Here is a 26,086-nt window from a genome sequence, read left to right as displayed (position 1 = left end):
CCGCGATTGTTGTGAGCGCTAACAATTCAGGGGTTGTTCGGCCATGCGGGGTTGCCCTCCATGGGGTGGGAGGGTGTGGGTCGAGCGATGGCTATGACTATGGGTCAGCCGAAAAGGCCCGTCAAGGCTTCGCGCAGCACTTCCGGACGGGGTTTGTTAGCGCGCACACTCAGCCCGGTTCAGGCTCCCGGACCGGGGCGAGCGGCAGTTCGCCGCACCGGCGGCCGAAGACTGACCGTCCGCCCGGGGAACACCCGGTCCGGCCCGCACGGTTGTAGGGACCGGGGAACCGCACCGGCCCCGGACCAAGACGTTTCGCTGCAGGAGGACTCTTCATGACTGACCGGCCTTTGACGCTCATGGCAGTGCACGCCCACCCCGACGACGAGGCCACCGGAACCGGAGGCGTCCTCGCGCGATATGCGGCGGAAGGCATCCGCACCGTTCTCGTGACCTGTACCGACGGCGGCTGCGGTGACGGACCGGGGGGCGCCAAGCCCGGCGACCCCGGACACGATCCCGCGGCCGTCGCCCTGATGCGTCGTCAGGAGCTCAAGGCGAGCTGCGAAGCCCTTGAGATCAGCGACCTGGAGATGCTCGACTACGCCGACTCCGGAATGATGGGCTGGCCGAGCAACGACGCTCCCGCGGCCTTCTGGCAGACCCCCGTGGCGGAAGGCGCCGCCCGGCTCGCGGAACTCATGCGGCACTACCGGCCCGATGTGGTCGTCACCTATGACGAGAACGGCTTCTACGGCCACCCCGACCACATCCAGGCCCACCGCATCACCATGGCGGCGCTCGAACTGACCGAGCTGACACCGAAGGTGTACTGGACGACGATGCCGCACTCGGTGATGAAGCGGTTCGGGGAGACCATGCGCGAATTCAATGAGGACATGCCCGAGCCGGACCCTGCCGAGGCCGCCGCGATGGCCGAGATCGGCCTCCCCGACGACGAGATCACCACGTGGGTGGACACCAAGGCCTTCAGCGGCCAGAAGTACGACGCCCTGGCCGCGCACGCCAGTCAGGGCGACAACATCTTCTTCCTGAAGATGGGCAAGGAGAGGTTCGGTGAGCTGATGGGCGTGGAGACCTTCCTCCGGGTCAAGGACGCCACCGGCACGGCCGTACCCGAGAACGACCTCTTCGCCGGACTGCGCTGATCCGGCCGTCCGCCGAGGCCCGGGGCCCGGGCCGGACGCTCCCTGGCCCCGGGCGGGCTCCGGACCGTCGTGCGGGGCCGCGGCGGCCGGGGCCGTCCCCGAGCAGCGCTCAGCCCTCGTTGCGCCCCGGCGCGGAGCGGAGGACGAGCAGGGTGATCTCGCTGGGAGCGAAGACGCGGAACGGCGGGCCCCAGAAACCGGTGCCCCGGCTCGTGTAGAGCAGGGTGCGGTCGCCGTGGCGGCTGAGGCCGGCGAGGGCCGGCTGGTCGAGGCGGACGAGATGGTGGAAGGGCCAGATCTGGCCGCCGTGGGTGTGGCCCGAGAGCTGGAGGTCGACGCCGCCCGCAACGGCCCGGTCGATGAACTTGGGTTGATGGGCCAGGAGCAGGACGGGCAGGCCGGGGTCCGCGCCGTCCAGGGCTCCGGCGAGGTGGGCGCGGTGGCCGGCCAGGCCCGATGACTCGGCCGTGACGTCGTCCACACCGGCGACCACCAGGGTGTCGCCGCCGCGCTCCAGCAGCAGATGACGGTTGCGCAGTGGCTCCCAGCCCAGCTCGTCCATCAGGTCGACCCAGCCCTGGGCCTCGCTGTAGTACTCGTGGTTTCCGGTGACGTAGACCCGGGCCCGGGTGGCTTGCACGGTGCCGAGCGGAGCCGCCTGGGCGCGGCGCCGTTCGGCCGTGCCGTCCGCGATGTCGCCGGTGTGGCAGACCAGGTCGGCATCCAGGGCGTTGACCTTGTCGCAGACCCGCGCCGACCAGCGGGCGCGGTCGAGGGGGCCGTAGTGGGTGTCGGTGATGAGGACGACGCGCGTGCCGTCCAGTCCCGCTCCCAGCCGCGGGACTTCCACGTCCAGGCGTCGCACCCGTGGCACGCGGCGGGCCTCGGCGTACCCCCAGGCGAGCAGCACGGCGGTGACGCCGAGGACCGCCCAGGTGACGATCCGGGCCCTTTCCTGCCCGTCGCCCACGCCCGCCACGGTCAGGGCGAGGCGCAGCAGCACGCCGAGGAGGACGGACCAGGTGAACAGGACCCAGGCGGCCCCGAGGAGGGTGTCGCCGACGATCGCCGCCCGGTCCTGCTGGCGCCGGCCGTGGCCGCGCATCATCGCGAGCGGCATGACGACCAGCCCGAGGACGGAGAGAGCGGTGCCGCCCAGCGCCACGGGGAGCGGCCAGTGCTGGCCGGCGTACAGCAGCACCCCGCAGGGCACGGCCCACAGCAGGACGGGGGCGATCAACGGGAGGTAGCGCGTCAGGCGGCGCAGCCGGCTCTGCTCGTCCGCCGGAGCCGCGCCGTCCGCGGACCGGGCCTCGCTGGTGTCGGTCACGCTTGCCCTCCTCGAGTAACGGGACTGCCGGCGCGCACTTTACCCCGGTCGTTCCGGAGCCCGCGTGACGGACGGCGCCCTCCCCGCCGGGGGAGGGCGCCGTCCGGTGTACGGGCAGGTTTCGGGCTACGAGCCGACCTTGCGCTTGTTCCAGACGTCGAAGCCGACCGCGGCCAGCAGCACCGCGCCCTTGATGACCTGCTGGTAGTCGGTTCCGATGCCGACGAGGTTCATGCCGTTGTTCAGCACGCCCAGGACCAGACCACCGATGATCGCGCCGAGGACCGTGCCGACACCGCCGCTCATCGACGCGCCGCCGATGAACGAGGCCGCGATGGCCTCCAGTTCGAAGTTGAGGCCCGCCTTGGGCGAGGCGGCGTTGAAGCGGGCGGCGAAGACCAGACCCGCCAGGGCCGCCAGCATGCCCATGTTCAGGAAGACCAGGAAGGTGACCTTCTTGTCCTTCACACCCGACAGCTTGGCCGCGGGCAGGTTGCCGCCGATGGCGTAGATGTGGCGGCCGATGATCGCGTTGCGCATCAGGTAGCCGAACCCGACGACCAGCACGCCGAGGATCAGCAGCACGACCGGGGCGCCCTTGTAGCTGGCGAGCAGCAGCGTGACGACGAGGACGGCCGAGATCAGAGCGATCAGCTTCAGCACGAACATCTTGGCCGGCAGCACCTCAAGGGCGAACTCCTGCTGCCGCTTGCGGTCACGGGCCTCCTGGAGCACCACGAAGGCGATCAGGGCGAAGCCCAGCAGCAGGGTGAGGTTGTGGTAGTTGGTGTGGGGGCCGACCTCGGGCAGGAAGCCGTTGGCGATCTTCTGCAGGTCCTTCGGGAAGGGGCCGAGGGTCTGGCCCTTCAGGAAGATCTCCGTCATACCGCGGAAGACCAGCATGCCCGCGAGGGTCACGATGAACGACGGTATGCCGAGATAGGCGATGAGGAAGCCCTGCGCCGCGCCCGCGGCGGCGCCGATGGCCAGACACAGCACCACCGCGAGCGGCCAGGCCAGCTGGTGTTCGACCATCAGTACGGCGGCCATCCCGCCGATGAACGCGGTCAGCGAGCCGACCGAGAGGTCGATGTGGCCCGCGATGATGACCAGCATCATGCCGATCGCGAGGATCAGGATGTAGCTGTTCTGCAGCACCAGGTTGGAGACGTTGCGCGGCAGCAGCAGATCGCCGCCCGACCACACCGCGAACAGCACCACGATCAGGCCGAGAGCCATCAGCATGCCGTACTGGCGCATGTTGCGGCGCATGCCGCCGAGCATCAGCTGCAGCATGCTCTCGCCGGAGGCCGGCTTGATTTTGCCGGGCGGCGTGGGGGCCGGAGTCTTGGCGGTCACGTCCGTGCTCATCGCTTTACCTCTTTGTCCTTCGTCATCTGACGCATCAGCGCTTCCTGCGAGGCCTCGGCCCGCGAGAACTCACCCGTCAGCCGTCCCGCGGCCATCGTGTAGATCCGGTCGCACATGCCGAGCAGTTCCGGCAGTTCGGAGGATATGAAGACGACCGCCTTGCCCTCGGCGGCCAGTTGGTCGATGACCGTGTAGATCTCGTACTTGGCGCCCACATCGATGCCCCGGGTGGGCTCGTCCAGGATCAGCACCTCGGGACCCGCGAAGATCCACTTGCTGAGGACGACCTTCTGCTGGTTGCCGCCGGACAGCTTGCCCACCGGCTCGAAGACGGTCGGCGCCTTGATGTTCATGGACGTACGGAATCCCTCGGCGACCTGCCGTTCACCGTGCTCGTCGACCACCCCGCGCTTGGCCACCTTGCCCAGCGCGGTCAGCGAGATGTTCCGGTTGATGGTGTCGATGAGGTTCAGACCGTAGTGCTTGCGGTCCTCGGTGGCGTACGCGATGCCGTGCTTGACCGCCTCCGGGACGGACTTCGTACGGATCTCGGCGCCGTCCCTGAGGACGGTGCCGCCCGCGTACCGGCCGTAGGAGCGGCCGAAGACGCTCATCGCCAGCTCGGTGCGGCCGGCGCCCATGAGCCCGGCGATCCCGACGATCTCGCCGCGCCGCACCTCGACCGAGACGTCGTCGACGACCTTCCGCTGCTGGTCGATGGGGTGGTACACGGTCCAGTTGCGGATCTCCAGCGCGGGCGCCGCGCCCTTCTCCGGATGGTGCGCCGTCCGCTCCGGGAAGCGGTGCTCCAGGTCGCGGCCGACCATCCCGCTGATGATCCGGTCCTCGGTCGTCTCCCGCGCCTTCACGTCGAGCGTCTCGATGGAGCGCCCGTCGCGCAGGATCGTGACCGAGTCGGCGACCCGGCGGATCTCGTTCAGTTTGTGGGAGATGATGATCGAGGTCATGCCCTGTTCCTTCAACGAAAGGATCAGGTCGAGGAGTTTGCCGCTGTCCTCGTCGTTGAGCGCCGCCGTGGGCTCGTCCAGGATGAGCAGCTTCACCTTCTTGGAGAGCGCCTTGGCGATCTCCACCAACTGCTGCTTGCCCACGCCGATGTCGGCGACGCGGGTCTCCGGGTGCTCGTCGAGGCCGACCTGGCGCAGGAGTTCGCCGGCGTGCCGGAGGGTGTCGTTCCAGTTGATCAGCCCGCGCTTGGCGTGCTCGTTGCCGAGGAAGATGTTCTCCGCGATGGAGAGGTACGGCACGAGCGCGAGCTCCTGGTGGATGATCACGATGCCGTGCTGCTCACTCGCCCGGATGTCCTTGAACCGGCACGTCTCGCCCGCGAAGAGGATGTCCCCCTCGTAACTGCCGTGCGGATGGACGCCCGAGAGCACCTTCATCAGCGTCGACTTGCCGGCGCCGTTCTCTCCGCAGATGGCGTGGACCTCGCCCTGGCGGACGGTCAGTGTGACGTCCGACAGCGCTTTGACGCCGGGAAAGGTTTTGACGATCGAGCGCATTTCCAGGACGGGTCCCGCCATGGTTGTGCCTTCCAATCCTTGAGGGGCCCGGTTACTTGAGGTCGTCCGCGGAGTAGGTGCCGCCGCCGACGAGGACCTTCTCGTAGTTGGCCTTGTCGACGCTGACCGGCTGCAGCAGGAAGGCGGGGACGACCTTGGAGCCGTTGTCGTACGACTTGGCGTCGTTGATCTCGGGCTTCTTGTCGTTCAGGGACGCGTCGACCATGTTCGAGGCGACCTTGGCGAGCTCGCGGAGGTCCTTGAAGACGGTCTGCGTCTGCTCACCCGCGATGATCGACTTCACGGATGCGAGCTCCGCGTCCTGCCCTGTGACCACGGGCATCGGCTTGGCCTTGGAGCCGTAGCCGTCCGACTTCAGGGCGGAGAGGATGCCGATGGAGATGCCGTCGTACGGCGAGAGCACGGCGTCGACGCGGGAGCTGCGGTAGCTGGACGTCAGCAGGTCGTCCATGCGCTTCTGCGCGGTGCCGCCGTCCCAGCGCAGGGTGGTGACCTGGTTAAGGGCGGTCTGCTTGGACTTGACGACCAGTTCGCCCTTGTCCATGTAGGGCTTGAGGACGTTCATGGCGCCCTGGAAGAAGTACTTCGTGTTGTTGTCGTCGTTGGAACCGGCGAACAGCTCGATGCTGAACGGGCCCTTCTTGCCGTCCGTCAGGCCGAGCTTGTCCGCGATGTACGTGCCCTGCAGCTCGCCGACCTTCTCGTTGTCGAACGAGGCGTAGTAGTCGACGTTCGGCGTGCCGAGGATCAGCCGGTCGTAGGAGATCACCGGGATGTCGGCGTCCTTGGCCTGCTGCAGCACGTTGTTGAGGGACTTGTTGTCGATTGCGGCGATGACCAGGGCGTCCACGCCCTGCGTGATCATGTTCTCGATCTGCGAGACCTGCTGGTCCGGGTCGTCCTCGCCGTAGGCCAGCTTGGTCTTGTAACCCTTGGCCTTCAGCTCCTTCACGACGTTGGCGCCGTCGGAGATCCAGCGTTCGGAGGACTTGGTCGGCATCGCGATCCCGATCGTGCCACCGTCCGCGCCTCCCTTCTTCTCTTCGCTGCCGCCCTCACTGCTCTGGCCGCAGGCGGTGAGAGCAAGGGCGAGGGAGGCGGCCGAGGCGATGGCGGCGAGTGCGGCTCTGCGGTTGCGCATGGTCATCATCCTTGAGGTCGTCAGGGCTCGGTCCGGTGCTGTGGGCACGCCCAGAAGGTTGAGGGCGGAACGACCGAGAAACAGGTGTGTTGGATTGTGCGCGCGCGTGTCGTCTTTTGGGGAGACTGTTTCCGGAACGTTATGAGGAGATTCCGAATGGGCGGCCCCGGCCCGGCCCGCCCATGGGAAAGGTGGCCCCCGGCGTTTGCCGGGGGCCACCTCGGGCGGGGTCGGCCGCCCTCCCGGGGACGGCCGACCCCTGTCGCGTTCCGAAGCTGCGGCACAATCGGCCCTGCCGCGCGGCCGAGCTCTTGCGGGGTCTGGAGGCGCGCGGCAGGGTCGCCCGGGCGGACGGCAAGCCCGGCTGGTACGTGGCCGCGCCGCCGCAACTGGCTCCGGGCGGCCTGCTCGCCGCGCGCCGGTACGCCCTGGAGCAGGCCGAGGCGTCGATGGCCGCGCTCGTCGAGGACTTCCACCTCGCGGCCGCCCGGCACGCGCGGGCCGACCTCGTGGAGTTGCTCACCGGCATCGCTCCAATCGCCTTGCTGCCCCTCCTGTCGGCCGCCGAGGCGGACCGGGTCCACGTGCCGACCGCGCTGGTGGCCTTGTTCGAAGGGGTGTGGGCGGCGGCCGGACCTGTGCTGCTGTCACCCACGGGCGGAGTGGAGAGGGAGCCGCAGTCCGAGGGACCGGACGACACCGACCCGCTGATCCTGTCGCTCATGCTGACCGGGCTCACCGATCACGCCGTCGCCGGCTACCTGGGCCTGAGTCTGCGCACCATGCAGCGGCGGATACGGCGACTGATGCAACTGGCGGACGTCACCACCCGGATACAGATGGGCTGGCACGCCTACGAGTAGGGCTGGGTCCGACGCTGACCGCTCGGGGGCCGCTGACCTGGCGCACGCAGGGCAACAGCTCCATGGTGGACAAGAGTGCTCTGTGACCGACGCCTTCGGAGCGCGATGCCGAGGAAGGAAGACGCTCGATGACGATCACCGGAAAGCGGCTCCAGGATGTCGCGCACAGTACCGCGGGGAACCTGCCCGGTGTCAGCAGTGGTCGCCCGTTCACGCCCAAGCTGGACGTCTACAAGGTGGCGGGGAAGGTGTTCCTGATCGTCACGGACGATCCCGACGACCAGATCATCACCGTCAAGGCCGAGCCCGATCGCGCATGGTCCCTGCGGCAGGAGTACGAGAGCGTCGCTCCCGGGCGGTACCTCGACAAGCGGCACTGGATCTCCGTCAGTGCGGGCCGGGACATCGCTACGGGGACGGTGAAGGAACTCGTCGGCCATTCCTACGACCTCGTCCTCGACTCGATACCGCGCAAGCACCGGTCCCGGGAAGCGGGACGGTAGCCGGAGGGCGATGGAGGAGGCCAAACCCCTGGAAGGCCGCTCTCGCGGTGCGAGAGCGGCCTTCCAGGGGTGACGACGGGGTCTTGGGTCAGCCGCCGGTCGCCGTCCGGTGGGCGCGGACGATGTCCGCGTATCGCCGGCCGCTGGTCTTCACGGTCCTGCGCTGCGTGGCGTAGTCGACGTGGACGAGACCGAAGCGCTTGTCGTAGCCGTAGGCCCACTCGAAGTTGTCGAGCAGGGACCAGGCGTAGTACCCGGCGAGCGGGGCGCCCTTGCGGACGGCGCGGGCGCAGGCCGCGATGTGCTGATCCAGGTAGCGGGTGCGGTCCGGGTCGTGGACCTCGCCGTCGGGGCCGACGGTGTCGGGGAAGGCCGAGCCGTTCTCGGTGACGTAGAGCTTCCGTATGCCGTAGTCCTCGGTGAGCCGGAGCAGGAAGGACTCCAGGCCGTCGGCGTCGATCTGCCAGTCCATGCCGGTGCGGGGCACGTCGGCGAGGCGTACCTCGCGGGTGTACGGGACGGGTGCCGCCGGGTCGTCGGCGACGGTGACCGGGAAGTAGTAGTTGAGGCCGTGCCAGTCCAGCGGGGCGGCGATGGTGTCCAGGTCACCGGGGCGTTCGGGCAGTTCGACCCCGTACAGCTCGCGCATGTCGGTGGGGAAGCCGCGCCCGTACACCGGGTCGAGCCACCAGCGGTTGGTGTGGCCGTCCGCGCGCCTTGCCGCGGCGACGTCCTCGGGCCGGGTGGAGGCGGCCGCGACGGTGGAGTGGTTGGTGACCAGGCCGATCTGAGCCCCGGGCGCGGCGGCGCGTATCGCCTGGGTGGCGAGCCCGTGTCCGAGGAGGAGATGGTACGAGGCCCGGACGGCGGCCGTGATGTCGGTCAGGCCCGGGGCCATACGCCCCTCCAGATGACCGATCCAGCCGGAGCAGAGCGGCTCGTTGAGCGTGGCCCACTGGGTGACGCGGTCGCCGAGACGCTCCGCGACGACGGAGGCGTACCCGGCGAGATGCTCGGCGGTCGCCCGCTCGGTCCAGCCGCCGTGGCTGTCCTGGACACGGTCCTGGAGGGCCTGCGGCAGGTCCCAGTGGTACAGGGTGACGGACGGGGTGATGCCGGCGTCGAGGAGTCCGTCGACGAGCCGGTCGTAGAAGTCGAGCCCGGCGGCGTTGACGGGCCCGTCGCCGCCGGGGATGATCCGGGGCCAGGCGATCGACATCCGGTAGGCGTCGGTGCCGAGCTCCTTCATGAGGGCGATGTCCTCGGGCCAGCGGTGGTAGTGGTCGCAGGCCGTGTCGCCGTTGTCGCCGTTGTCGACAGCGCCCGGGACGCGGGAGAAGGTGTCCCAGATGGAGGGGGCCCGGCCGTCCTCTGCGGCGGCTCCCTCGATCTGGTAGGCGGCGGTGGCCGTGCCCCAGGTGAAGTGGGAGGGAAAGGCCTCCAGGTCGAGCGGGATGCGGGAGCCGTTGGACTCGGACACGGGAAACCTCTTCGTGTGCGGTGTGGAGAAGGGTGTCATTTGACGGCACCAGCGGTGAGGCCGGCGACGAGGTAGCGCTGGAGCAGGAGGAACCCGACGACGACGGGGACGCTCACCACCAGGGAGGCGGCCATCACCTGGTTCCAGTAGACGTCGTTGAGGGTGGAGTAGCCCTGGAGTCCCACGGAGAGCGTGCGGGTCTCGTCGTTGGTCATGACCGAGGCGAAGAGCACCTCGCCCCAGGCGGTCATGAAGGCGTATATCCCGACGGCTACGATGCCGGGCCGGGCAGCCGGGATGATGACGCGGAACAGCGCGCTGACCGGGCCGCACCCGTCGACCTTCGCCGCCTCGTCCAGCTCGCGCGGGATGGAGTCGAAGTACCCGGTGAGCATCCAGATGGAAAAGGGCAGGGAGAAGGTCAGATAGGTGAGGATCAGGCCTTCGCGGGAGCCGAACAGGGCGATGCCGGTGGCGTTGCCGATGTTGACGTAGATGAGGAACAGCGGCAGCAGGAAAAGGATGCCGGGGAACATCTGCGTCGACAGGACGGTGACCGTGAAGGCCCGCTTGCCGCGGAAGTCGTAGCGGCTGACCGCGTACGCGGCGAAGATCGCGATGGTCACCGAGAAGACGGTGGCGGCACCCGCGACGATGATCGAGTTCCCGAAGTAGTGGGCGAGCGGGACCGTCTCCCAGATGTCGGAGTACGGACTCAGGGTGAAGTGGGACGGGATCCACTCGAACTTCCCCGAGACGTCCTCCAGCGGCTTCATCGAGCTGGACACCATCACGTACACCGGCAGCACCACGAACGTGGTGAGCAGGGTGAGGAATATCCGCCGGGTCCACAGGAAGGAGCTGGGCGCGGCCATCGGGGAGCGCCGCGGGGCCGTGCGCGCGTGGGTGGCCTCAGGCATCGGTGGCCTTCTTTCCCCGGCTGGTGAGCAGGAGGTAGACGCCCGTGACGACGAGGAGGAAGAGCAGCAGGAGCACGGACATGGCCGAGCCGGTGCCGAAGTTCCACGTCTGGAAGGACGACTGGTAGATGTGGAGCGAGATGAGGTCCGCGGCCTCGGGTGCCGACTTGCCGAAGAGTACGAACGGCGTGTTGAAGTCGTTGAACGTCCACAGGAACAGGACGAGCACCAGGACCTGGTTGACGGAGCGAAGCGACGGCAGGGTGATGTGCCGGATCTGCTTCCACACGCCGGCCCCGTCGAGTGCTGCCGCTTCGTACATGTCCCGGGGGATGTTCTGCAGTGCCGCCATGACGGTGAGGAAGGCGAAGGGCCATCCCTTCCACACGGAGACGATCAGCAGGGCCCAGAAGCTGTTGTCGCCGATGAGCCAGAAGGCGGGGCTGTCGCCGATGCCGAGCTGGTCGTGGAGGACGTGGTTGATGATGCCGTTGTCCCGCTGGAACATGAACGCCCACGTGATGACCGCGGCGTAGACGGGCAGAGCGTACGGGACGAGGAAGAGGGTGCGCAGGATGCCCCGGCCTCGGAAGTTCTCCTGGAGGAAGACCGCGGCCGCGGTACCGAGGAGCCAGCACAGGCCGACGGACAGCACGGTGAACTCGCACGTCGTCAGGAAGGACTTCAGGAGTGCCTTACCGACAGGGGCGTCGAAGTCGATCGCGACGGAGAAGTTGTCGAACCCGGACCACGGGGCTCCGGACCAGTTGCCGATGTAGAACTGGGTGAGCTCGCGGAAGCTCATGGTGATGCCCATGAGCATGGGGATGAGGTGGACGAGCAGTTCGAGGAGCAGAGCGGGCAGGAGCAGGAGGTAGGGCAGTGCGATGCGGCGACGCCCGGAGCGGCGCGGTGCGGGCGCCTCTCCGGGTGCGGCCTTGCGCACCGCCGACTCCCGCGAAGGAGTGACGACGGTATGGGTCATGGTGCAGGCGCCTACTTCTTCGGCATCTGCTGCTGGGCCTTGTCGAGCTCGGCCTTGACGGACTCGGTGGTGACCGGCTTGCCGGCCGCGGCGTCGGCGAACAGATTCTTGACCGCGGTTCCGACGACCGTCTCGAACTGGGACTCCTCGGGGACCTGCGGCAGCGCGGCGGCGCTGGTGGCGAGGGTGTCACGCAGGACGGTCAGCGCGGGGGCGTTGAACGCGGAGTCCTGCTGTGCGCTCTTGACCGGCGGGATGGAGCCGTAGGTCTTGTTGAGGAGGACCTGCTCCCTGTCGCTGGTCATGAACTTCACGAACTTCAGCGCGCCGTCACGGTTCTTGGTGTTCTTGAAGACGGCCATGTTGATGCCGGCGACCATGGAGTTGGTCTGGGCGTCCGCACCGGGCTTGCCCGAGGGGACCGGGGCCGGCGCCACGCCCCATTCGTCGTCGTTCATGCCCTGTGCCTTGAAGGTGGCGGAGGCGGTCTGCCACAGGACCATCGCCGTCTTGTCCTTGGCGAAGTCGCTGAGGGACTGGTTCTGGGCGTACTCGGCGTTACCGGGGGCGACGATCTTCTGCGCGGCCATGAGGTCGACGTACTGCTTGACGGCGGCGACGGCCCCGTCGGACGTGAAGTCCGCCTTGCCGTCGGCGGTGAAGAAGTCGGCGCCGTGCTGCTTGGCGAGGACGAAGACCTGGTGGATGTTGTTGGAGAGGTTGGAACCCTCCACGCCGATGGCGGCCTTGCCGTCCTTGGTCAGCTTCTTGCCGGTGGCGGTCAGCTCGTCCCAGGTTGCCGGCGGCTTGGCGATGCCCGCGTCCTTGAACATCTGCTTGTTGTAGTAGAGCGCGTACGCCATGGAGTAGAGCGGGACGGCGGCCGGGTCCTGCGCAGGCATTCCGGTGGAGCCGAGCGCGGAGTCGACGAAGCGGTCCTTGCCGCCGATCGCCTCGAAGGTCTTCGCGTCGAAGGGCAGGAGTGCGCCGGTGGACTGGAGCGAGGCGCTCCAGGTGTTGCCGATGTTGAGGACGTCGGGGCCCTGGCCGGACGTGGTCGCGGTGAGGATCCGGTTGAGCAGGTCGGCCCAGGGCACGACCTCGAGCTTCACCTTGATGCCCGTCTCCTTCTCGAACTTGTCGAGCTCGGGCCGGAGGACCTTCTTGTCCACCTCGATGCTGGCGCCCTGGTTGGAGGCCCAGTACGTGAGGGTCTTGGGCTGCTCGTTCGAACCCGATCCGGAGCCCCCGGTGGTGCCGCCGCCGCAGGCGGCCGCGGTGAGGACGAGGGAGAGCGTGAGGGCGCCAGCGGCCGCGACTCTGATTCTGCGCATGGTCCGGGAGTCCTTTTCAGGGTGTGTCGGAAGCGGAGAGGGGGAGGGGCACTGTCCCGCGTGGGCCCACTCGCCTTGCCTCTCGACTTAATTTATGCCGTGAGTTAAACGCGCGGAGAAGGTCGCGTCAAGGGGCGTCGCAGCGGTATGTTGCGCTGAGGGCCTACGGAGAGGGTGTGTGGTGAGAGAGCGCAACGGTCGTACCGTGCATGACCTGCGGAGGGAGAGCCGCACGGCGGTATTGCAACGGTTGTATTTCGACGGGCCGATGAGCCGCTTCTCGCTGGGCCCGGTCACAGGTCTGAGCTCCGGATCCGTCAGCAACGTGGTGGCGGAACTGGTGGCAGAAGGCCTGGTGGAGGAGGCCGGCAGCGTGGACTCCGCGGGCGGCCGCCCCCGCACGCTCCTGCGTATCCGGCAGGACAGTGCCTGCATGATCGGCGTCGACGTCGGTGAGACACGGATCCGGATCGAGCTCTTCGACCTGGGCCTCACCGAACTCGCGCGCGTGGAGAAGCCGCTGACCGCCGGCGGACCGCGCCGGGAGGACCGTTACGACGTCAACGTCGTGATCGGGCATGTGCGCGACGGCATCGACGAGGTCATCCGCACCGCGGGGGTCGATCCCGGACAGCTCCTCGGCGTGGGGGTGGGTGTTCCGGGCATCGTGTCCAGAAATCCGGAGGACGGCGCGGTGGTGCACGGACAGACGATCAGCTGGGACGCCGTGCCCCTGGAACGCCTGTTGCGGGAGTCGGTGCCGCTTCCGCAGTCGGTGCCGTACTTCATCGACAACGGGGCCAAGACGCTCGGCCAGGCGGAGATGTGGTTCGGTGCCGGACGCGGGGCGGGCAACGCCGTCGTCGTGCTCTTCGGCTCCGGGGTCGGCGCGTGCGTCGTCAGCGACGACCTGCGCTCCGGCCGGGCCATCGAGTGGGGTCATCTGAAGGTGCAGGTCCGAGGGCGCCGCTGCCGCTGCGGCGCGCAGGGCTGTCTGGAGGCGTACGCGGGAGCGGAGGCCCTCCTGGAACGCTGGCGCGAAGCGGGCGGCTCCCCGCTGGCCGGAGCGGACGAGGAGTCGGCGTTGACCGCCATACTCGCCGCCGCCTACCCGTCCGACCCTCAGACGCAGGCCGATACGACCGCGCTCGCCGTCCTGGAGGAGACCGCCGAGTATCTGGGCGCCGGATTCGCCGACCTGATCAACCTTTTCCAGCCCGAGCGGATCCTCGTCGGAGGCTGGGCGGGCCTCCAGCTCGGCACCCGGTTTCTCGAGAGCGTCCGCACATACGCCACCTCCAACGCCCTGGCCTACCCGTCCTCGCTCGTACGCATCGAGCTCGGCACCCTCGGGCCCGACGCCGTCACGGTGGGAGCGGCCATCCTGCCGCTGGCCGAGTTCTTCGCCCTGGGAGGCCGCCGGGCGCCTGAGAAGGTCAAGGAGAACTCGCCGGCCTGGAAAGCCTCGCTGCGCGAGAGGGCGGCACACTGAGCGTTCCGCGGGGTCGTTGCGGCGCAACGGCCCGGCCGCCCCGCGGTGAGCGCGGGCGACCGGGCCGTACGGCGGAGCTCGGCGGTGATCAGGGCATGCGGTAGTCCGCGTTCAGGACCGCGCCGCGGCCCGGGTTGTTCTGGTCGTAGCCGCGCGGATCGCACTGGAGACCGCCGACGATGCAGTGATCGACCATGGCCTTCAGGGTGCGTTCCTCCCACGCGTTGAAGAAGTCGTAGTGGAAGGAGTAGCCCCGGCCGCTGGCCAGACGGACCTGGCTCATGTCGCCGTTGACCGGCCATGCCATCTTGAACTCGATCATCGGCAGGGCGACCGGGTGGGAAGCCGGGCACATGTTGTCATTGGTGCCGGGCTTGACGACCGGGTACGCCATGTGGCTCTTGTGGTCGGGCGTGTCCAGGTGGAGGCCGTCCCAGCAACTGGGAGCCTGCATACGCAGGTTGAGCTGTACGTCGGGCCGGCTCGGGCAGCTTGCCGGGAAGTCGGTGTTGAAGAAGCTGTCACCGCATTCCCAGCCCTCGACGAAGCCCTTGTGCGCGCGGAACTCCTGGGCGGTCTGCATCGGGTTGCCGACGACGAACCGCAGTCCCTTGGGGAACGGACGGACACTCCGGTAGTCCGTCACGCCCGCCTTGTAGTAGATGACCTGCGGACCCACCGGCAGGATCTTCTGCTCGCCCTTGTACAGCGAGGGCATCCAGTACGCGGAGGCGTCCGCCGGCGCCTTGCAGGTGGTGCTCCCGCCGTAGAGCGAAGCGGTGGTGCTGGCCGCGTTCGTGGAACGGTTGCCCATGAACGTGTGGTCGTGGGACTTGCCGAACTGGCCCGGGTAGACGATCGGGTCGTCCGGGGCGGTGTGCGTGGCGTCGCAGTTGGCCTGGAACTCGTGGAAGTAGGCCTGCGGCGGGGTGTCGCCGGACGGGACGACACCGGTGACCGGCGGCACGGCGGGAATGTAACCGTCGCCGTCGGCGTCGTCGCCCGACGCCTGGGTGGACGCGGCCATCTGATGCCCGGTGTGGTTGACCGCCGCGGCGACGGCGGGCGGGATGCCGTCGGCGGGGTCCGTGGCCGAGGCCATGGTGCCGACGCCGAGGACACTGGCGATGAGAGCTGTGCCGACGAGGAGTACGGAGAGCCGCTTCGGACTCGATCTCATGGGGATCTCCTGCCCATGGGGGGTGGTTTCGCGCGGACGCGGAGACGTCGCACGACTGGTGAGGTGGACCTGTGCGGTGGTTCGGGTGGCGGAGCCTCGCTGCGGGCTCCGCCACCGTTCACGGGGTTCGGCCGTGTCAGCTGTAGATGCCGAACTCGTGCAGGGAGTAGCCGTATCCGGTGCCCCGGGCGGTCAGCTGGAGGCGGACGTGACGGGCGGTCACGGAAACGTCGATGGTGTCGATGTCCCCATTGCCCGCGGTCGTGTTGTGGACCGGACGCCAGGTGGTGCCGTCGTCGGACACCTGCACCTCGTAGGACTTGGCGTAGGCGGGATCCCAGACGAGCTGCAGCGTGCGGATGGCCTTGGCGGCGCCGAGGTCCACCTGGATCCACTGCGGGTCGCTCCAGTCGCTGGCCCAGCGCGTGGTGGTGTTGCCGTCCGTGGCCAGACCCGGGGCGCAGGGGCAGTCGCCGTACGAGGCCTGGAAGGAGGACGCGGTGGTGGGCCTGCCCAGGGCGATGTTCGTGCCCACCACGGGCGGGGCCACGACCTTGACCGACTTGGTCTCGATGCCGGCGTTCCCGTGCCCGTCCTCGGCCTGGATGTACACCTTCCAGACGCCCAGCTTGTCGGGGGCGGTGACGGCGAAGGTGCCGTTGCCCGTGGAGCGGTACTGGGCGTCGACGAGCCGCTTGTCGCCGTTGGCGTAGTTCCCGCTGAGGTAGATCCTGGATCTGACCGGGTCTCCCTCGGGGTCACGGATGTCCGCGCGCACCGTGAACTCTCGGCCCGCCGGGGCCGCGGAAGCAGGGGTGACGGTCATGTTCGTGATGACCGGCGGGGTGTTGTCGCCCGCCGTGGAGCCGGTGTACGCCTTCTTCACGGCGTAGTAGGACAGCCGCTTGAGGCCGTCGGGCACGAGGTTGAACCAGATGCCGCCGAAGTCGTGCTCCAGGCCGTAGTGGAAGAGGGTCGCGCCGAGCGCGACGCCCCGGTGGCCGGTGACGCAGTTCCAGGCCTTGGTGTAGCCGTCCGCCTTCTGTACGTCGGTGGGCTCGTCGGGGATCCCGTTGGCGTCGTCGGGCACCTCCCACTCACCGGCCGGGCCCGACTCGGTGATGATGTAGGGCTTGGTGTAGCCGCCGTCCTGCCAGTCCTTCTGGACGCCGCAGATGTTGCCGTAGGAGTTCATGGAGTACAGGTCGAGGTCCGGGGCGTTGCGCTTGTAGTACGGCCAGGCGCCGGTCCAGGCGTCGGTCGAGGTGACGGGGTGGTCGGGGTCGATGGTGTGGATCTTCTTCGCGACGTCGTTCACGAAGGAGGTGTAGGCGTTGCGCTGCGCCTCCAGCTCGGCTCCGCCGTAGCAGTTCTGCAGTCCGAGGACGGACTCGTTGCCCACGTTCCACATGAGGGTGGCCGGGTGGCTCTTGTAGGTGTCGACCCACTTGGCGAACTCGGTGAGCATGTTGGTCTTGTACGTCGCGTCGGTGACGTAGTTGACGCAGCCGCCGGCGCCGGGGCCGCCGCCGGGCTGGAGCCAGAAGCCGTTGACGATCTTGAGCCCGTTGGCGGCGGCGGCGTCGAGGAGCGGCTTGGTGGAGGCGTCGGTGCCCCAGGTGCGGATGGTGTTCACACCCATGGACCTGATGTCGGGCAGGTACGTGGGGGCGTCGGCGACGGACGGGCCCCAGGTGAGGCCCTTGACGGTGTACGGCTGGCCTCCGACGGTCAGCTGCCAGTTGCCCTGGGTGCCGGTCACCTTGACCGCTCCACCGGGGGGCGGGTCGGTGGTGCCGTCGCTGCCGTAGACCTGGAACTCCCACAGGGAGTACCCGTAACCGTTCGCCCGTGTGACGCCCTGCATGCGGACGTAGCGGCCCGACCCGGAGACGGCGAGGTCGTCGGTGCCCCCGTCGCTGTTGGTGACGGCCTTCAGGGTGTGCCAGTTCGTGCCGTTGTCGGACGCCTGGATCTCGTAGTTCTTGCCGTAGGCGGCCTCCCAGTGCAGGACGACGCGGCTCAGGTTCTTGCTCGCCCCGAGGTCGACCTGCATCCACTCGGCGTCCCGCCGGTCGCTCGACCAGCGGGTGCCGGTCAGATTGCCGTCGACGGCTGCGCCCGGGGTGTAGGCCTCGCCTTCCTGGGAAGAGGCCGTGGCCGGCTTGCCCTGGGACAGGAGTGCGTCGGCGGCCTGTGCCTGCGGGGCCAGGCTCAGGGTCAGCGATGAGGTAAGGAGGGCGCCGAGCGTGGCGAGGGACATGCCGCGGCGCCGGCGCGAGGCGGCGGGCATGGAGGGGGGTCTGGGGGACACGAGTGCTCCTGGCTGATTGAGGTCGCCCGGGCCGGAGAACCGCCTCGTGGGGTTTCCGGAGTGCGGCGTTCTTCGTGGAGGGGTGCACGGTGCTGTGGTGCGCGGCCCTTCCGGGCCGGGCCGCGGGGCAGTCGAGGCCCGGCCCGGAAGGGAATCGGAGTCGTCAACGCCTGGTGGCGTGGGACGGGGGCGGCTCAGGGGTAGGAGACGACCGTCGAAGGCACGGTGGAGGTGCCGGCGGGGACCGTCGAGGCACCCGTGTTGTTGATGACGTGCTCGTAGTGGCCGTTGCCGCCCAAGGAGACGGTGAGCAGGCTGTGGAACTTCACACCGGGCTTCACCGGGGCCTTGAAGCCGTGGTCCTGGCGGATGTTCGGATCCACGTTGTAGTTGCAGTAGCTGCCCAGGCCCCACGCCTCGTGCGTGTTCACCGAGTCGTCGACGCGGTAGGCCGCGTACCCCTTGGTGGTGCCGTTCTGGATGGCGGCCTGGTTGGGTGCGTCGTACGCCTTCTCGTTCTGGTAGAAGATCGTCCGGCCGCGATCGCCGTACCACTCGACGTCGTACTTGTTGAAGTGCTCGACGAACAGACCGGTAGCCAGGACGTCGTCGCCGTTCACCCGGATCCCGTAGTCCGCGCGGTTGGTCTCCCAGCCGACGCCCTCGCCGTGGTCGGCGCGCCAGACCCAGGTGTGGTCGATGATGGCGTCGTCGCTGTTGACGACGATCGACGTGGTGGCCTTGCCCGCTCCCGCGCCGCCGACGCGGACGTAGACGTCCTGGACGGTGGTGGGGTTGGCGCCGTGGTCCGCGGAGGAGTTCTGCGGCCCGAGTTCCAGCAGGGTCGGCGAGTTGACGGGGCCGGCGTCGATGAGGAAGCCGGCGAGCTTGACGCCGTCGACGTCCGCGACCTTCATCGCGGTGACGCCGTTGTCCGGAATGATCGTGGCGAGGCCGAGGCCGAGCACGATCGTGTTGGCACGGTTGACGTTGATGGTCTGGTCGACGTGGTAGATGCCGGGGGTGAACAGCAGGTTCAGGCCCTGGGTGAGGGCCTGGTTGATCGTGGCGGCCTTCGTGCCCGGCTTGACCACGTAGAACCTGCTCAGCGGAATCGACTCACCCTGCGGGGTGCCGCTCGCCCACGAGGTGCCCCTGGCATTGGTCCGCTTGGCCGGCGCGAACACCTTGTACTCGTTGCCGTCCAGGTACAGGAAGGGCTTCTCGCGCGAGATGGGGGTGGTGTCGAGCGTGGTGTAGCGGGGCTCGGGGAAACCGGTGGCGGGAGCACCCTCGACACCGGAGAACGTCTGGTTCCAGACGGAGTTGGACCAGCCGCCGATCGAGCTGTCGCGTGTGTACCACTGCTGCTGCGAGTAGTTGCCGACCTGGCCGTCGATCTTGGAGTCGGCGATGTAGCCGCCCGAGGCCCAGCCGTAACCGTTCGGCGCGAGGTTGAGGCCGCCCTTGACGTGCATGCGCCGGAAGGACGAGGCCTGCGAAACGGCCCAGCGGTCGGTGCCGTTGACCGGGGCGAGGGCCAGGTTCTCCGCGCCGCGCCAGAAGTTCTGTGTGGCGTTGCCGTTGAACCAGCCGGCGTCGACGGTCACGTCACCGTTGATGGTGGTGTCGTCGGGCTTGAGGCCGAGACCGGCGATCTGGGTGTAGAAGCCGATCTGGGCGTTCAGGTTGTTGTAGGTGCCGGGCTTGAAGAGGAAGGCGTGCCGGCCGCTGCCGAACTGGGCCGACTCCTGCTCCCTGAAGACCTGGTCCAGCTTGTCCTGGATGCCGGGCGTGGACGGGTCGATGATGTGGACGTTCGGCCCGAGGTCACCGCCGCCGGGGAGAGCCGGGCCGTCGCCGCCGCCCCCGTACACCTGGAACTCCCAGAGCGAATAGCCGTAGCCGGTCGCTCGCGTCACGCCCTGCATGCGCACGTACCGGGCCGTGCCGGAAACGGCGACGGTCTCATTCCCGCCTGCTCCGGTGGTGGTCGAGTAGGCCGTCGACCAGTTCGTACCGTCCGTCGACAGCTCGATCCGGTACGCCTTGGCGTACGCCGCCTCCCATCGCAGCACCACCTGGCTGAGCGCGACGGAGCTGCCCAGGTCGACCTGGAGCCACTGGGCGTCGGACGCCGCGCTCGACCAGCGAGTACCGAGGTCCCCATCGACCGCGCCGGCCGGCGCGGTCCCGTAGTGCTCCTGGCTCGACGCCGTCACCGGCTTGCCCTGGGACAGGAGCGAAGGAGCGGCCTGTGCCGCCGTGGTCGGAAGGACCGTGAGAAGCGTGGCGGCCAGCGCGGTGACGACAGCGCCCGCGAGAGCACGCCGCACCCGCCCACGAGCTGGTGGCGGGGCGGTCAGGGGCATGCCAAACAGAGACGACATAGGGAGTTCTCCTTGAAGGGGAAGAGGCGCATCGGAGAGCGCCCTGCCACACCATGCCGCCCCTCTGACACCCGGTCAACAACTCTGACACCACTTTTCTTCTGTCTTGAGTTAACCCTTGAGTTACGTGGTGAGGTCCGCACCTGAATGAGCGATTCGCCGCGTTTCGGCAGAGAATCGAGAGGTGCTGCGGTGCCCGGCACCGAGGCCGCACATCCCGCGGGGCCGTACCCGACAGGTAAGGAACCGGCATGGACAAGCGCGACGCATCCGGAAGTGCCCCCACTGCGACGATGCGGGCGATCGTCGTCACCCGGCCCGGCGGCCTGGACGCCCTCCAGGTCACCACGGTGCCGAAGCCCGAGCCGCAGCCCGGATGGGTGCGGATCAAGGTGAAGGCGTTCGGCGTCAACGAATCCGAGGTCACCACTCGAAAGGGCGAGGCGGACTCGGATGTCACCTATCCGCGGATCCCCGGCATCGAGGGCGTCGGTGTGATCGACCAGCCGGGTCGGGACAGCGGACTGCGCCAGGGGCAGCAGGTGGCGACCATGATGGGCGGCATGGGCCGGTCCTTCGACGGCTCGTACGCGCAGTACGTCACCGCCCCCGCGGGGCAGCTCATCCCGTTCGAGACGGATCTGCCGTGGGAGGTGGTCGGTGCGCTGCCGGAGATGTTCCAGACCGCCTACGGCTCCCTCGCCGCCGGCCTCGCTCTCCGGGCCGGACAGTCCCTGCTGATCCGGGGCGGCACCTCCACGGTCGGGCTGAGCGCGGCCGCGATCGCGAAGGACCTCGGAGCCACCGTGGTGTCCACGACCCGCAACCCGGAACGGGTCGCGGAGCTGCGGGCCGTGGGCGTGGACCATCCTCTGGTCGACGACGGCACCATCGCCGGCCAGGTGCGCGAGCTGATGCCGGACGGCGTCGACGCAGCCCTGGAACTGGTGGGCTGCTCGGTGCTCCAAGACACCCTCCGCTCCGTCCGCCGCCACGGCACGGTCTGCTTCACCGGAGCCCTGGCGGGTCAGTGGACGATCCCGGACTTCAGCCCGTTCATGATTCCGGGACGAGTGCGGCTGACCTCCTACGCGGGCGAGGCCGGCGACCTGCCCGCCGAAGTGCTCCAGCACCAGCTGCGGGCCATCGCCGACGGGCGGCTCAAGCTCCCGCTCGCGAAGGTCCACCACGGCCTGGAGCAGATTCACGCCGCCCAGGCCGACGTCGAGGCCGGCACAACGCCGGGCAAGCACGTCGTGCTGCTCGACGACTGAGAAGCACGCATCCCGCGCCGGTCAGCAGCAGCCGGCCCACACTGACGTACTCGGAGAACGGCAAAGGAGCAGCAGTTGCGCGCCGGAGATCAGCCAGTGGGCAAGCGCAAGTCTGTGAAGGGGGCGAAGGGCTCGGTGCCAGCTGCCGTGCCGGACATGATCACGGTGCGCGGGGCGCGCGTGCACAACCTGAAGGACATCGACGTCACGGTGCCGCTGGGCAAGCTCGTCGCGATCGCCGGCGTCTCCGGCTCGGGCAAGTCCTCGCCCGCCCTCGGTGTGCTGTACGCGGAGGGATCGCGCCGCTACCTGGAGGCGCTGTCCACCTACACCCGGCGGCGCCTCACCCAGGCGGCGCACGCGGCCGTGGACAGCGTCGAGCACGTGCCCGCCGCGCTCGCGCTGCGCCAGCGGCCCGGCAGTCCCGGAGTGCGCAGCACCCTCGGCACCTCCACCGAACTCCTGAACAGCCTGCGCCTGATCTTCTCCCGGCTCGGCCGCCACCAGTGCCCCAACGGCACCGCCTGGAGCCGACCATGGACGTCGCCCTCGACCTGCCCCTGACCTGCCCCGAGTGCCAGGCGGTGTTCGGGCCGCCGAGCGCCGAGTCGTTCGCGTTCGACAGCGAGGGCGCCCGCCCGCGCTGCGCCGGCACCGGCACCGTGCGGGAGGTCGACGAGGACGCCCTCGTACCCGACCCCTCGCGCACCATCGACGAGGGCGCGGTCGTGCCGTGGTCGATGTTCGGCCTCGCAGCCGTGCCGAAAGTGGCCGCCGAGCTGGGCGTACGTACCGACGTGCCGTTCTCGCGTGCCGCGCGGCGGAGACGAGGACGACGGGCCGACCCTGCCGCACTTGCCGGCCGGCACCGTCACCCAGGCCATCGAGCACACCGGCGACCTCGACAAGGTCCGCTCCCGCCTGCAGACCCTCGTCGACCTGGGCCTGGGCTACCTCACTCTCGGCGAAGCCACCCCCGCGCTGTCCGGCGGCGAGGCCCAGCGGCTCAAGCTCACCACCGAACCCGGCCCCGGCGGCGGCGTGCGCGGCGGACGCATCACCGCCACCGGCACCCCCGGCGAGATCGCCGACCACCCCGACAGCGTCACCGGCCGCTACGTGCGCGAGGTACTGGCTCCCTCATGAGAGAGCGGGGGAGGGCCGAGATCCTGGTCGTCACCGGTTCAGCCCTCCGTCCGCGACAGCGCCCTCAGGTGCGGGTCCAGCGCTGGTTGCTGCCGTTCGAGCAGGAGTAGAGCTGGATCAGCGTGCCGTTGGCGGTGCCGGTCCCGACCGCGTCGAGGCAGAGGCCCGACTGGACACCGACGACGGACCCGTCGGAGTTGAGGCGCCATTTCTGGTTGTCGCCGCCCCAGCAGCTGTAGATCTGGACCTTGGCGCCGTTGCCCGTGCCGGCGGCGTCCAGGCACTTGTTGCCGTAGACCCTGAACTCGCCTGCCTCCGTGTACGTCCACTGCTGGTTCGTGCCGTTGTTGCAGTCCCAGAGCTGGACCTGGGCGCCGTCGGCCGTGCTGCCGCTGGACACGTCCAGGCAACGGCCGGAACCGACACCCTTGATCGCTCCGCCATCCGAGGGGGGCGTGGTGGAACCGCCGCCGTTGAGTGCGTTGAGGACGGCGGAGTAGGCGGCCTTCTTGCTGCCGTCGCCGTTGAACAGCAGCGGTGTGTCCCCCGACCGCCAGGAGTCGGTGTCGCGCACGCCCCAGACGGTGATGCCGAGGCAGCGCGAGACGGCCAGGCAGTCCTTGGTCACGTCGGCGTAGGTCGTGGCCGAGGCGCCCTGGATGTCGAGTTCGGTGATGGCCACGTCGACGCCGAGGGCGGCGAAGTTCTGAAGGGTCGTGCGGAAGTTGCTGTTGTACGGGCTGCCGCTGTTGAAGTGCGACTGGAAGCCGACGCAGTCGATGGGCACGCCGCGCTGCTTGAAGTCCTTGACCATGGCGTACATGGCCTGGGTCTTGGCCCAGGTCCAGTTCTCGACGTTGTAGTCGTTGTAGCAGAGCTTGGCGGCCGGGTCGGCGGCGCGCGCGGCGCGGAACGCGGCCTCGATCCAGTCGTTGCCGGAGCGCTGAAGGTTGGAGTCGCGGCGGGCGCCCGAACTGCCGTCGGCGAACGCCTCGTTCACGACGTCCCACTGGGCGATCTTGCCCTTGTAGTGACCCATCACGCCGTTGATGTGGTCGATCATCGCCTGGCGCAGGGTGCTGCCGCTCAGGTTCTGCATCCAGCTGGGCTGCTGGGAGTGCCAGGCCAGGGTGTGGCCGCGTACCTGCTTGCCGTTCTGCACCGCCCAGTTGTAGACGCGGTCGGCGGCGGTGAAGCTGAACTGGCCCCGCTGTGGCTCGGTCGCGTCGATCTTCATCTCGTTCTCGGCCGTCACCATGTTGAACTCACGGCCGGCGATCGTCGTGTACGCCGAGTCGCCGAGCCTGCCGGAGGCGATGGCGGTGCCGAAGTAGCGGCCGCTCTGCGCCGCCGCGGCGCCGAGCGTGTTCTCGGCGGCGTGCGCGTTCGACGGTGCGACCAGTGCGGCCGACGCACCCAGGACGCCGACGACGAGCATCGGCAGCAGAGCGCGGAGTGGTCGGCTGAGAGCGGATCCCGCAAGGGCGTAGGAACCCATGACTGCACCTCCAAAGTAGACATAACGGAAGGCGACCGCATCACGGCAGGGTGTGTCGTCCGCCCTCGTTCGGTCGACGGGCGAGCGGGCCGGTGCGTGCCTGGATCTGTCGTGCGGTGTGCGTGGGTCTGCCGGGCAGTACAGAGCGTTCGGTGCCCGACGTGGTCGGACACCTCGGACCGGTGCCCGGTGTCCCAGACATGGATGATCGAGGCCTTGACGATGCATCGTCAATAGCTCGCGCATAAACTGTTTCCGCTCATTTTCCGAAATGTTTCGGCACAGGGCCAAGCCCATCGGTGGACTCTCGATGCGCTCGTCGATAACCCACCCGGATCTAATAACGGGAGAAAAGCCAATGAGAACGACACATCGCCGGCCCGACCGCGAGGTGCTGATTGCAGATGGATCCGCAACGCACCTTGACTGAGAGCGCTAACATTTCTAGCTTGTGACATCCGAATCCGAAGTGTCCTCGAAATATTTCGAGCACGCTTCGCCTTCCTGCACCCCCACTCCGGCCGTCGGGTCACCTCACGCCACCCCCTTCCAGGAGGCTCTCTGATGTGGTTTCACCACCCGTTCTCCGTCCGTCCAGGACGCTTACTCGCTGCTCTCGCGCCCCTGTTGCTCGTGGCCACCTTCCTCGGTGCCCAGCCCGCTGCCGCTGCGACCATCGATCCCAACGCCTCGTACGTGCTGCTGAACCGCAACAGCGGCAAGGCCCTGGACGTCTACAACATGGCGACCGGTGACGGCGCCCGGATCACCCAGTGGACCCGGAACGATCAGAACCAGCAGCAGTGGCAGTTCGTCGATGCCGGGGACGGCTACTACCGCATCAAGTCCCGCCTCTCCAACAAGGTGTTGGACGTCCACAACTGGTCCACCGCGAACGGCGGCTCGATCGTCCAGTGGACCGATCTGAACGCCACCAACCAGCAGTGGCGGCTGATGGAGAGCACCGACGGCTATGTGCGGCTCGTCTCGCGCCACAGCGGCAAGGCCCTCGAAGTGCAGGGCGCCTCCACCGCCGACAACGCCAACATCGTCCAGTACGACGACTGGGGTGGCACCAACCAGCAGTGGAAGCTGGTCAAGGCCGGTGGCGAAACCCCCGGCACGTGCGATCTTCCGTCGGCATACCGCTGGTCGTCGACGGGTGCGCTGGCGCAGCCCAAACCGGGGTGGGCCTCGCTGAAGGACTTCACCGTCGTTCCCTACAACGGCAAGCAGCTCGTCTATGCGACGACTCACGACAACGGGACGAGTTGGGGGTCCATGAACTTCAGCCTGTTCACCGACTGGCCGGAGATGGCATCGGCCGGCCAGAACACGATGTCGTCCGCAACCGTCGCGCCCACGCTCTTCTACTTCGCACCGAGGAACATCTGGGTTCTCACCTACCAGTGGGGCGGGACGGCCTTCTCCTACCGGACGTCGAGCGACCCCGCCAACCCGAATGGGTGGTCCGCCCCGCAGGTGCTCTTCTCCGGGAGCATCAGCGGCTCCGGAACGGGACCGATCGACCAGACACTCATCGGTGACGGGACGAACATGTACCTGTTCTTCGCCGGTGACAACGGCAAGATCTACCGGGCCAGTATGCCGATCGGGAACTTCCCGGGCAGCTTCGGAACGTCCTCGACCGTGGTCATGAGCGATACGACGAACAACCTGTTCGAAGCCCCGCAGGTCTACAAGCTGCAGGGACAGAACCGCTACCTCATGATCGTCGAGGCGATCGGTTCGCAGGGCCGCTACTTCCGCTCGTTCACGGCCACCGGTCTGAACGGTTCGTGGACACCCCAGGCCGCGACCGAGAGCAGTCCCTTCGCCGGCAAGGCCAACAGCGGCGCCACCTGGACCAACGACATCAGCCATGGCGAACTGATCCGCACCGGCCCCGATCAGACCATGACCGTTGATCCCTGCAATCTGCAGTTGCTCTACCAGGGCCGCAGCCCCAACTCCGGAGGCGACTACGGGCTGCTGCCCTACCGTCCCGGTCTGCTGACACTGCAGCGCTGACGGTGTGACACCGGCTCCGGCAGGGAGCCGGCGCGGCGGGCTCGGCGGAGGCCGAGCCCGGCCGCGTCACACGACGCCTGCCGAGTCGCCTGGCGCCCGTCCCTCGACAGATGGGAGC

20 protein-coding genes and 1 pseudogene are annotated in these 26,086 nt (G+C 68.5%); 9 read left to right on the top strand and 12 right to left on the bottom strand.

Annotation, left to right across the window (positions count from 1 at the left end):
* Positions 1-335 precede the first annotated feature (335 nt).
* Positions 336-1,169 carry a PIG-L family deacetylase gene (locus ABTX18_RS26460; RefSeq protein ID WP_352125247.1) on the top strand — a complete coding sequence of 278 codons (834 nt, stop codon included), beginning with the start codon at positions 336-338 and terminating at the stop codon, positions 1,167-1,169.
* 109 nt (positions 1,170-1,278) lie between these two features.
* Here the strand turns inward: ABTX18_RS26460 and ABTX18_RS26455 are convergent, their stop codons facing one another.
* The 4 genes from ABTX18_RS26455 to chvE form a co-directional block, all read right to left on the bottom strand.
* Positions 1,279-2,499 (bottom strand): metallophosphoesterase, encoded by a 1,221-nt coding sequence (locus ABTX18_RS26455; protein WP_352125246.1) that lies wholly within the window; start codon positions 2,497-2,499, stop codon positions 1,279-1,281.
* A gap of 126 nt (positions 2,500-2,625) precedes the next feature.
* Positions 2,626-3,870 (bottom strand): multiple monosaccharide ABC transporter permease, encoded by a 1,245-nt coding sequence (gene mmsB / locus ABTX18_RS26450; protein ID WP_352125245.1) that lies wholly within the window; start codon positions 3,868-3,870, stop codon positions 2,626-2,628.
* Positions 3,867-5,417, bottom strand: coding sequence for a multiple monosaccharide ABC transporter ATP-binding protein (mmsA, locus tag ABTX18_RS26445; protein ID WP_352125244.1), 1,551 nt, complete (start codon positions 5,415-5,417; stop codon positions 3,867-3,869). Before mmsA ends, mmsB begins: the two co-directional genes overlap by 4 nt.
* Before the next feature lie 31 nt (positions 5,418-5,448).
* On the bottom strand, positions 5,449-6,558 hold the full coding sequence (gene chvE / locus ABTX18_RS26440; protein ID WP_352125243.1) for a multiple monosaccharide ABC transporter substrate-binding protein: 1,110 nt from the start codon (positions 6,556-6,558) through the stop codon (positions 5,449-5,451).
* A 311-nt stretch (positions 6,559-6,869) separates the two neighbouring features.
* Between chvE and ABTX18_RS26435 the strand changes: the two genes are divergently transcribed.
* Positions 6,870-7,421: a hypothetical protein gene (locus ABTX18_RS26435; protein ID WP_352125242.1), complete on the top strand. Its 552-nt coding sequence runs from the start codon at positions 6,870-6,872 to the stop codon at positions 7,419-7,421.
* Positions 7,422-7,549: 128 nt separating this feature from the next.
* The gene (locus ABTX18_RS26430; RefSeq protein ID WP_352125241.1) at positions 7,550-7,924 is read left to right on the top strand and encodes an MmcQ/YjbR family DNA-binding protein; all 375 of its coding nucleotides are present in this window, start codon (positions 7,550-7,552) and stop codon (positions 7,922-7,924) included.
* 88 nt (positions 7,925-8,012) lie between these two features.
* Here ABTX18_RS26430 and ABTX18_RS26425 read toward each other — a convergent pair whose 3' ends face one another.
* Genes ABTX18_RS26425 through ABTX18_RS26410 form a run of 4 tightly spaced genes read right to left on the bottom strand, consistent with a single transcriptional unit; the run spans position 8,013 to position 12,643 of the window.
* Positions 8,013-9,443, bottom strand: coding sequence for a GH1 family beta-glucosidase (locus tag ABTX18_RS26425; protein ID WP_352125240.1), 1,431 nt, complete (start codon positions 9,441-9,443; stop codon positions 8,013-8,015).
* Complete coding sequence (locus ABTX18_RS26420; RefSeq protein WP_352125555.1) at positions 9,440-10,279, bottom strand: carbohydrate ABC transporter permease; 840 nt, start codon at positions 10,277-10,279, stop codon at positions 9,440-9,442. Before ABTX18_RS26420 ends, ABTX18_RS26425 begins: the two co-directional genes overlap by 4 nt.
* Before the next feature lie 37 nt (positions 10,280-10,316).
* Complete coding sequence (locus ABTX18_RS26415; protein ID WP_352125239.1) at positions 10,317-11,309, bottom strand: carbohydrate ABC transporter permease; 993 nt, start codon at positions 11,307-11,309, stop codon at positions 10,317-10,319.
* Positions 11,310-11,320: 11 nt separating this feature from the next.
* Positions 11,321-12,643: an extracellular solute-binding protein gene (locus tag ABTX18_RS26410; RefSeq protein ID WP_352125238.1), complete on the bottom strand. Its 1,323-nt coding sequence runs from the start codon at positions 12,641-12,643 to the stop codon at positions 11,321-11,323.
* Positions 12,644-12,824: 181 nt separating this feature from the next.
* Between ABTX18_RS26410 and ABTX18_RS26405 the strand changes: the two genes are divergently transcribed.
* Complete coding sequence (locus ABTX18_RS26405; RefSeq protein ID WP_352125237.1) at positions 12,825-14,135, top strand: ROK family protein; 1,311 nt, start codon at positions 12,825-12,827, stop codon at positions 14,133-14,135.
* Positions 14,136-14,223: 88 nt separating this feature from the next.
* Here ABTX18_RS26405 and ABTX18_RS26400 read toward each other — a convergent pair whose 3' ends face one another.
* The 3 genes from ABTX18_RS26400 to ABTX18_RS26390 form a co-directional block, all read right to left on the bottom strand.
* Positions 14,224-15,315: a DUF1996 domain-containing protein gene (locus tag ABTX18_RS26400; RefSeq protein ID WP_352125236.1), complete on the bottom strand. Its 1,092-nt coding sequence runs from the start codon at positions 15,313-15,315 to the stop codon at positions 14,224-14,226.
* A gap of 136 nt (positions 15,316-15,451) precedes the next feature.
* Complete coding sequence (locus ABTX18_RS26395; protein ID WP_352125554.1) at positions 15,452-17,608, bottom strand: discoidin domain-containing protein; 2,157 nt, start codon at positions 17,606-17,608, stop codon at positions 15,452-15,454.
* A 215-nt stretch (positions 17,609-17,823) separates the two neighbouring features.
* Entirely contained in the window at positions 17,824-20,001 is a 2,178-nt protein-coding gene (locus ABTX18_RS26390) for a pectate lyase-like domain-containing protein (RefSeq protein ID WP_503061217.1), read from the bottom strand.
* A gap of 311 nt (positions 20,002-20,312) precedes the next feature.
* Between ABTX18_RS26390 and ABTX18_RS26385 the strand changes: the two genes are divergently transcribed.
* The 4 genes and pseudogenes from ABTX18_RS26385 to ABTX18_RS26370 all read left to right on the top strand — a co-directional run bounded on the left by ABTX18_RS26385 (position 20,313) and on the right by ABTX18_RS26370 (position 22,439).
* Entirely contained in the window at positions 20,313-21,293 is a 981-nt protein-coding gene (locus tag ABTX18_RS26385; RefSeq protein WP_352125553.1) for a zinc-binding dehydrogenase, read from the top strand.
* 156 nt (positions 21,294-21,449) lie between these two features.
* A complete protein-coding gene (locus tag ABTX18_RS26380) occupies positions 21,450-21,857 on the top strand; it encodes a P-loop NTPase family protein (protein WP_352125234.1) in 408 nt (135 codons plus the stop codon).
* Positions 21,830-22,048 (top strand): annotated as a pseudogene (locus ABTX18_RS26375) (hypothetical protein); the annotation flags it as partial. The gene ABTX18_RS26380 and the pseudogene ABTX18_RS26375, both read left to right, overlap by 28 nt.
* Before the next feature lie 55 nt (positions 22,049-22,103).
* Positions 22,104-22,439 carry a hypothetical protein gene (locus tag ABTX18_RS26370; protein WP_352125571.1) on the top strand — a complete coding sequence of 112 codons (336 nt, stop codon included), beginning with the start codon at positions 22,104-22,106 and terminating at the stop codon, positions 22,437-22,439.
* A gap of 64 nt (positions 22,440-22,503) precedes the next feature.
* Here the strand turns inward: ABTX18_RS26370 and ABTX18_RS26365 are convergent, their stop codons facing one another.
* On the bottom strand, positions 22,504-23,937 hold the full coding sequence (locus tag ABTX18_RS26365) for an endo-1,4-beta-xylanase (protein WP_352125233.1): 1,434 nt from the start codon (positions 23,935-23,937) through the stop codon (positions 22,504-22,506).
* A gap of 564 nt (positions 23,938-24,501) precedes the next feature.
* Between ABTX18_RS26365 and ABTX18_RS26360 the strand changes: the two genes are divergently transcribed.
* Entirely contained in the window at positions 24,502-25,968 is a 1,467-nt protein-coding gene (locus ABTX18_RS26360) for a non-reducing end alpha-L-arabinofuranosidase family hydrolase (RefSeq protein ID WP_352125232.1), read from the top strand.
* Positions 25,969-26,086: the final 118 nt, after the last annotated feature.

The sequence above is a fragment of the Streptomyces sp. NPDC096323 genome (assembly GCF_040302845.1).
In the GTDB taxonomy this organism is placed as follows: Bacteria; Actinomycetota; Actinomycetes; order Streptomycetales; family Streptomycetaceae; genus Streptomyces.
This window is presented reverse-complemented; position numbering and strand designations above follow the sequence as displayed.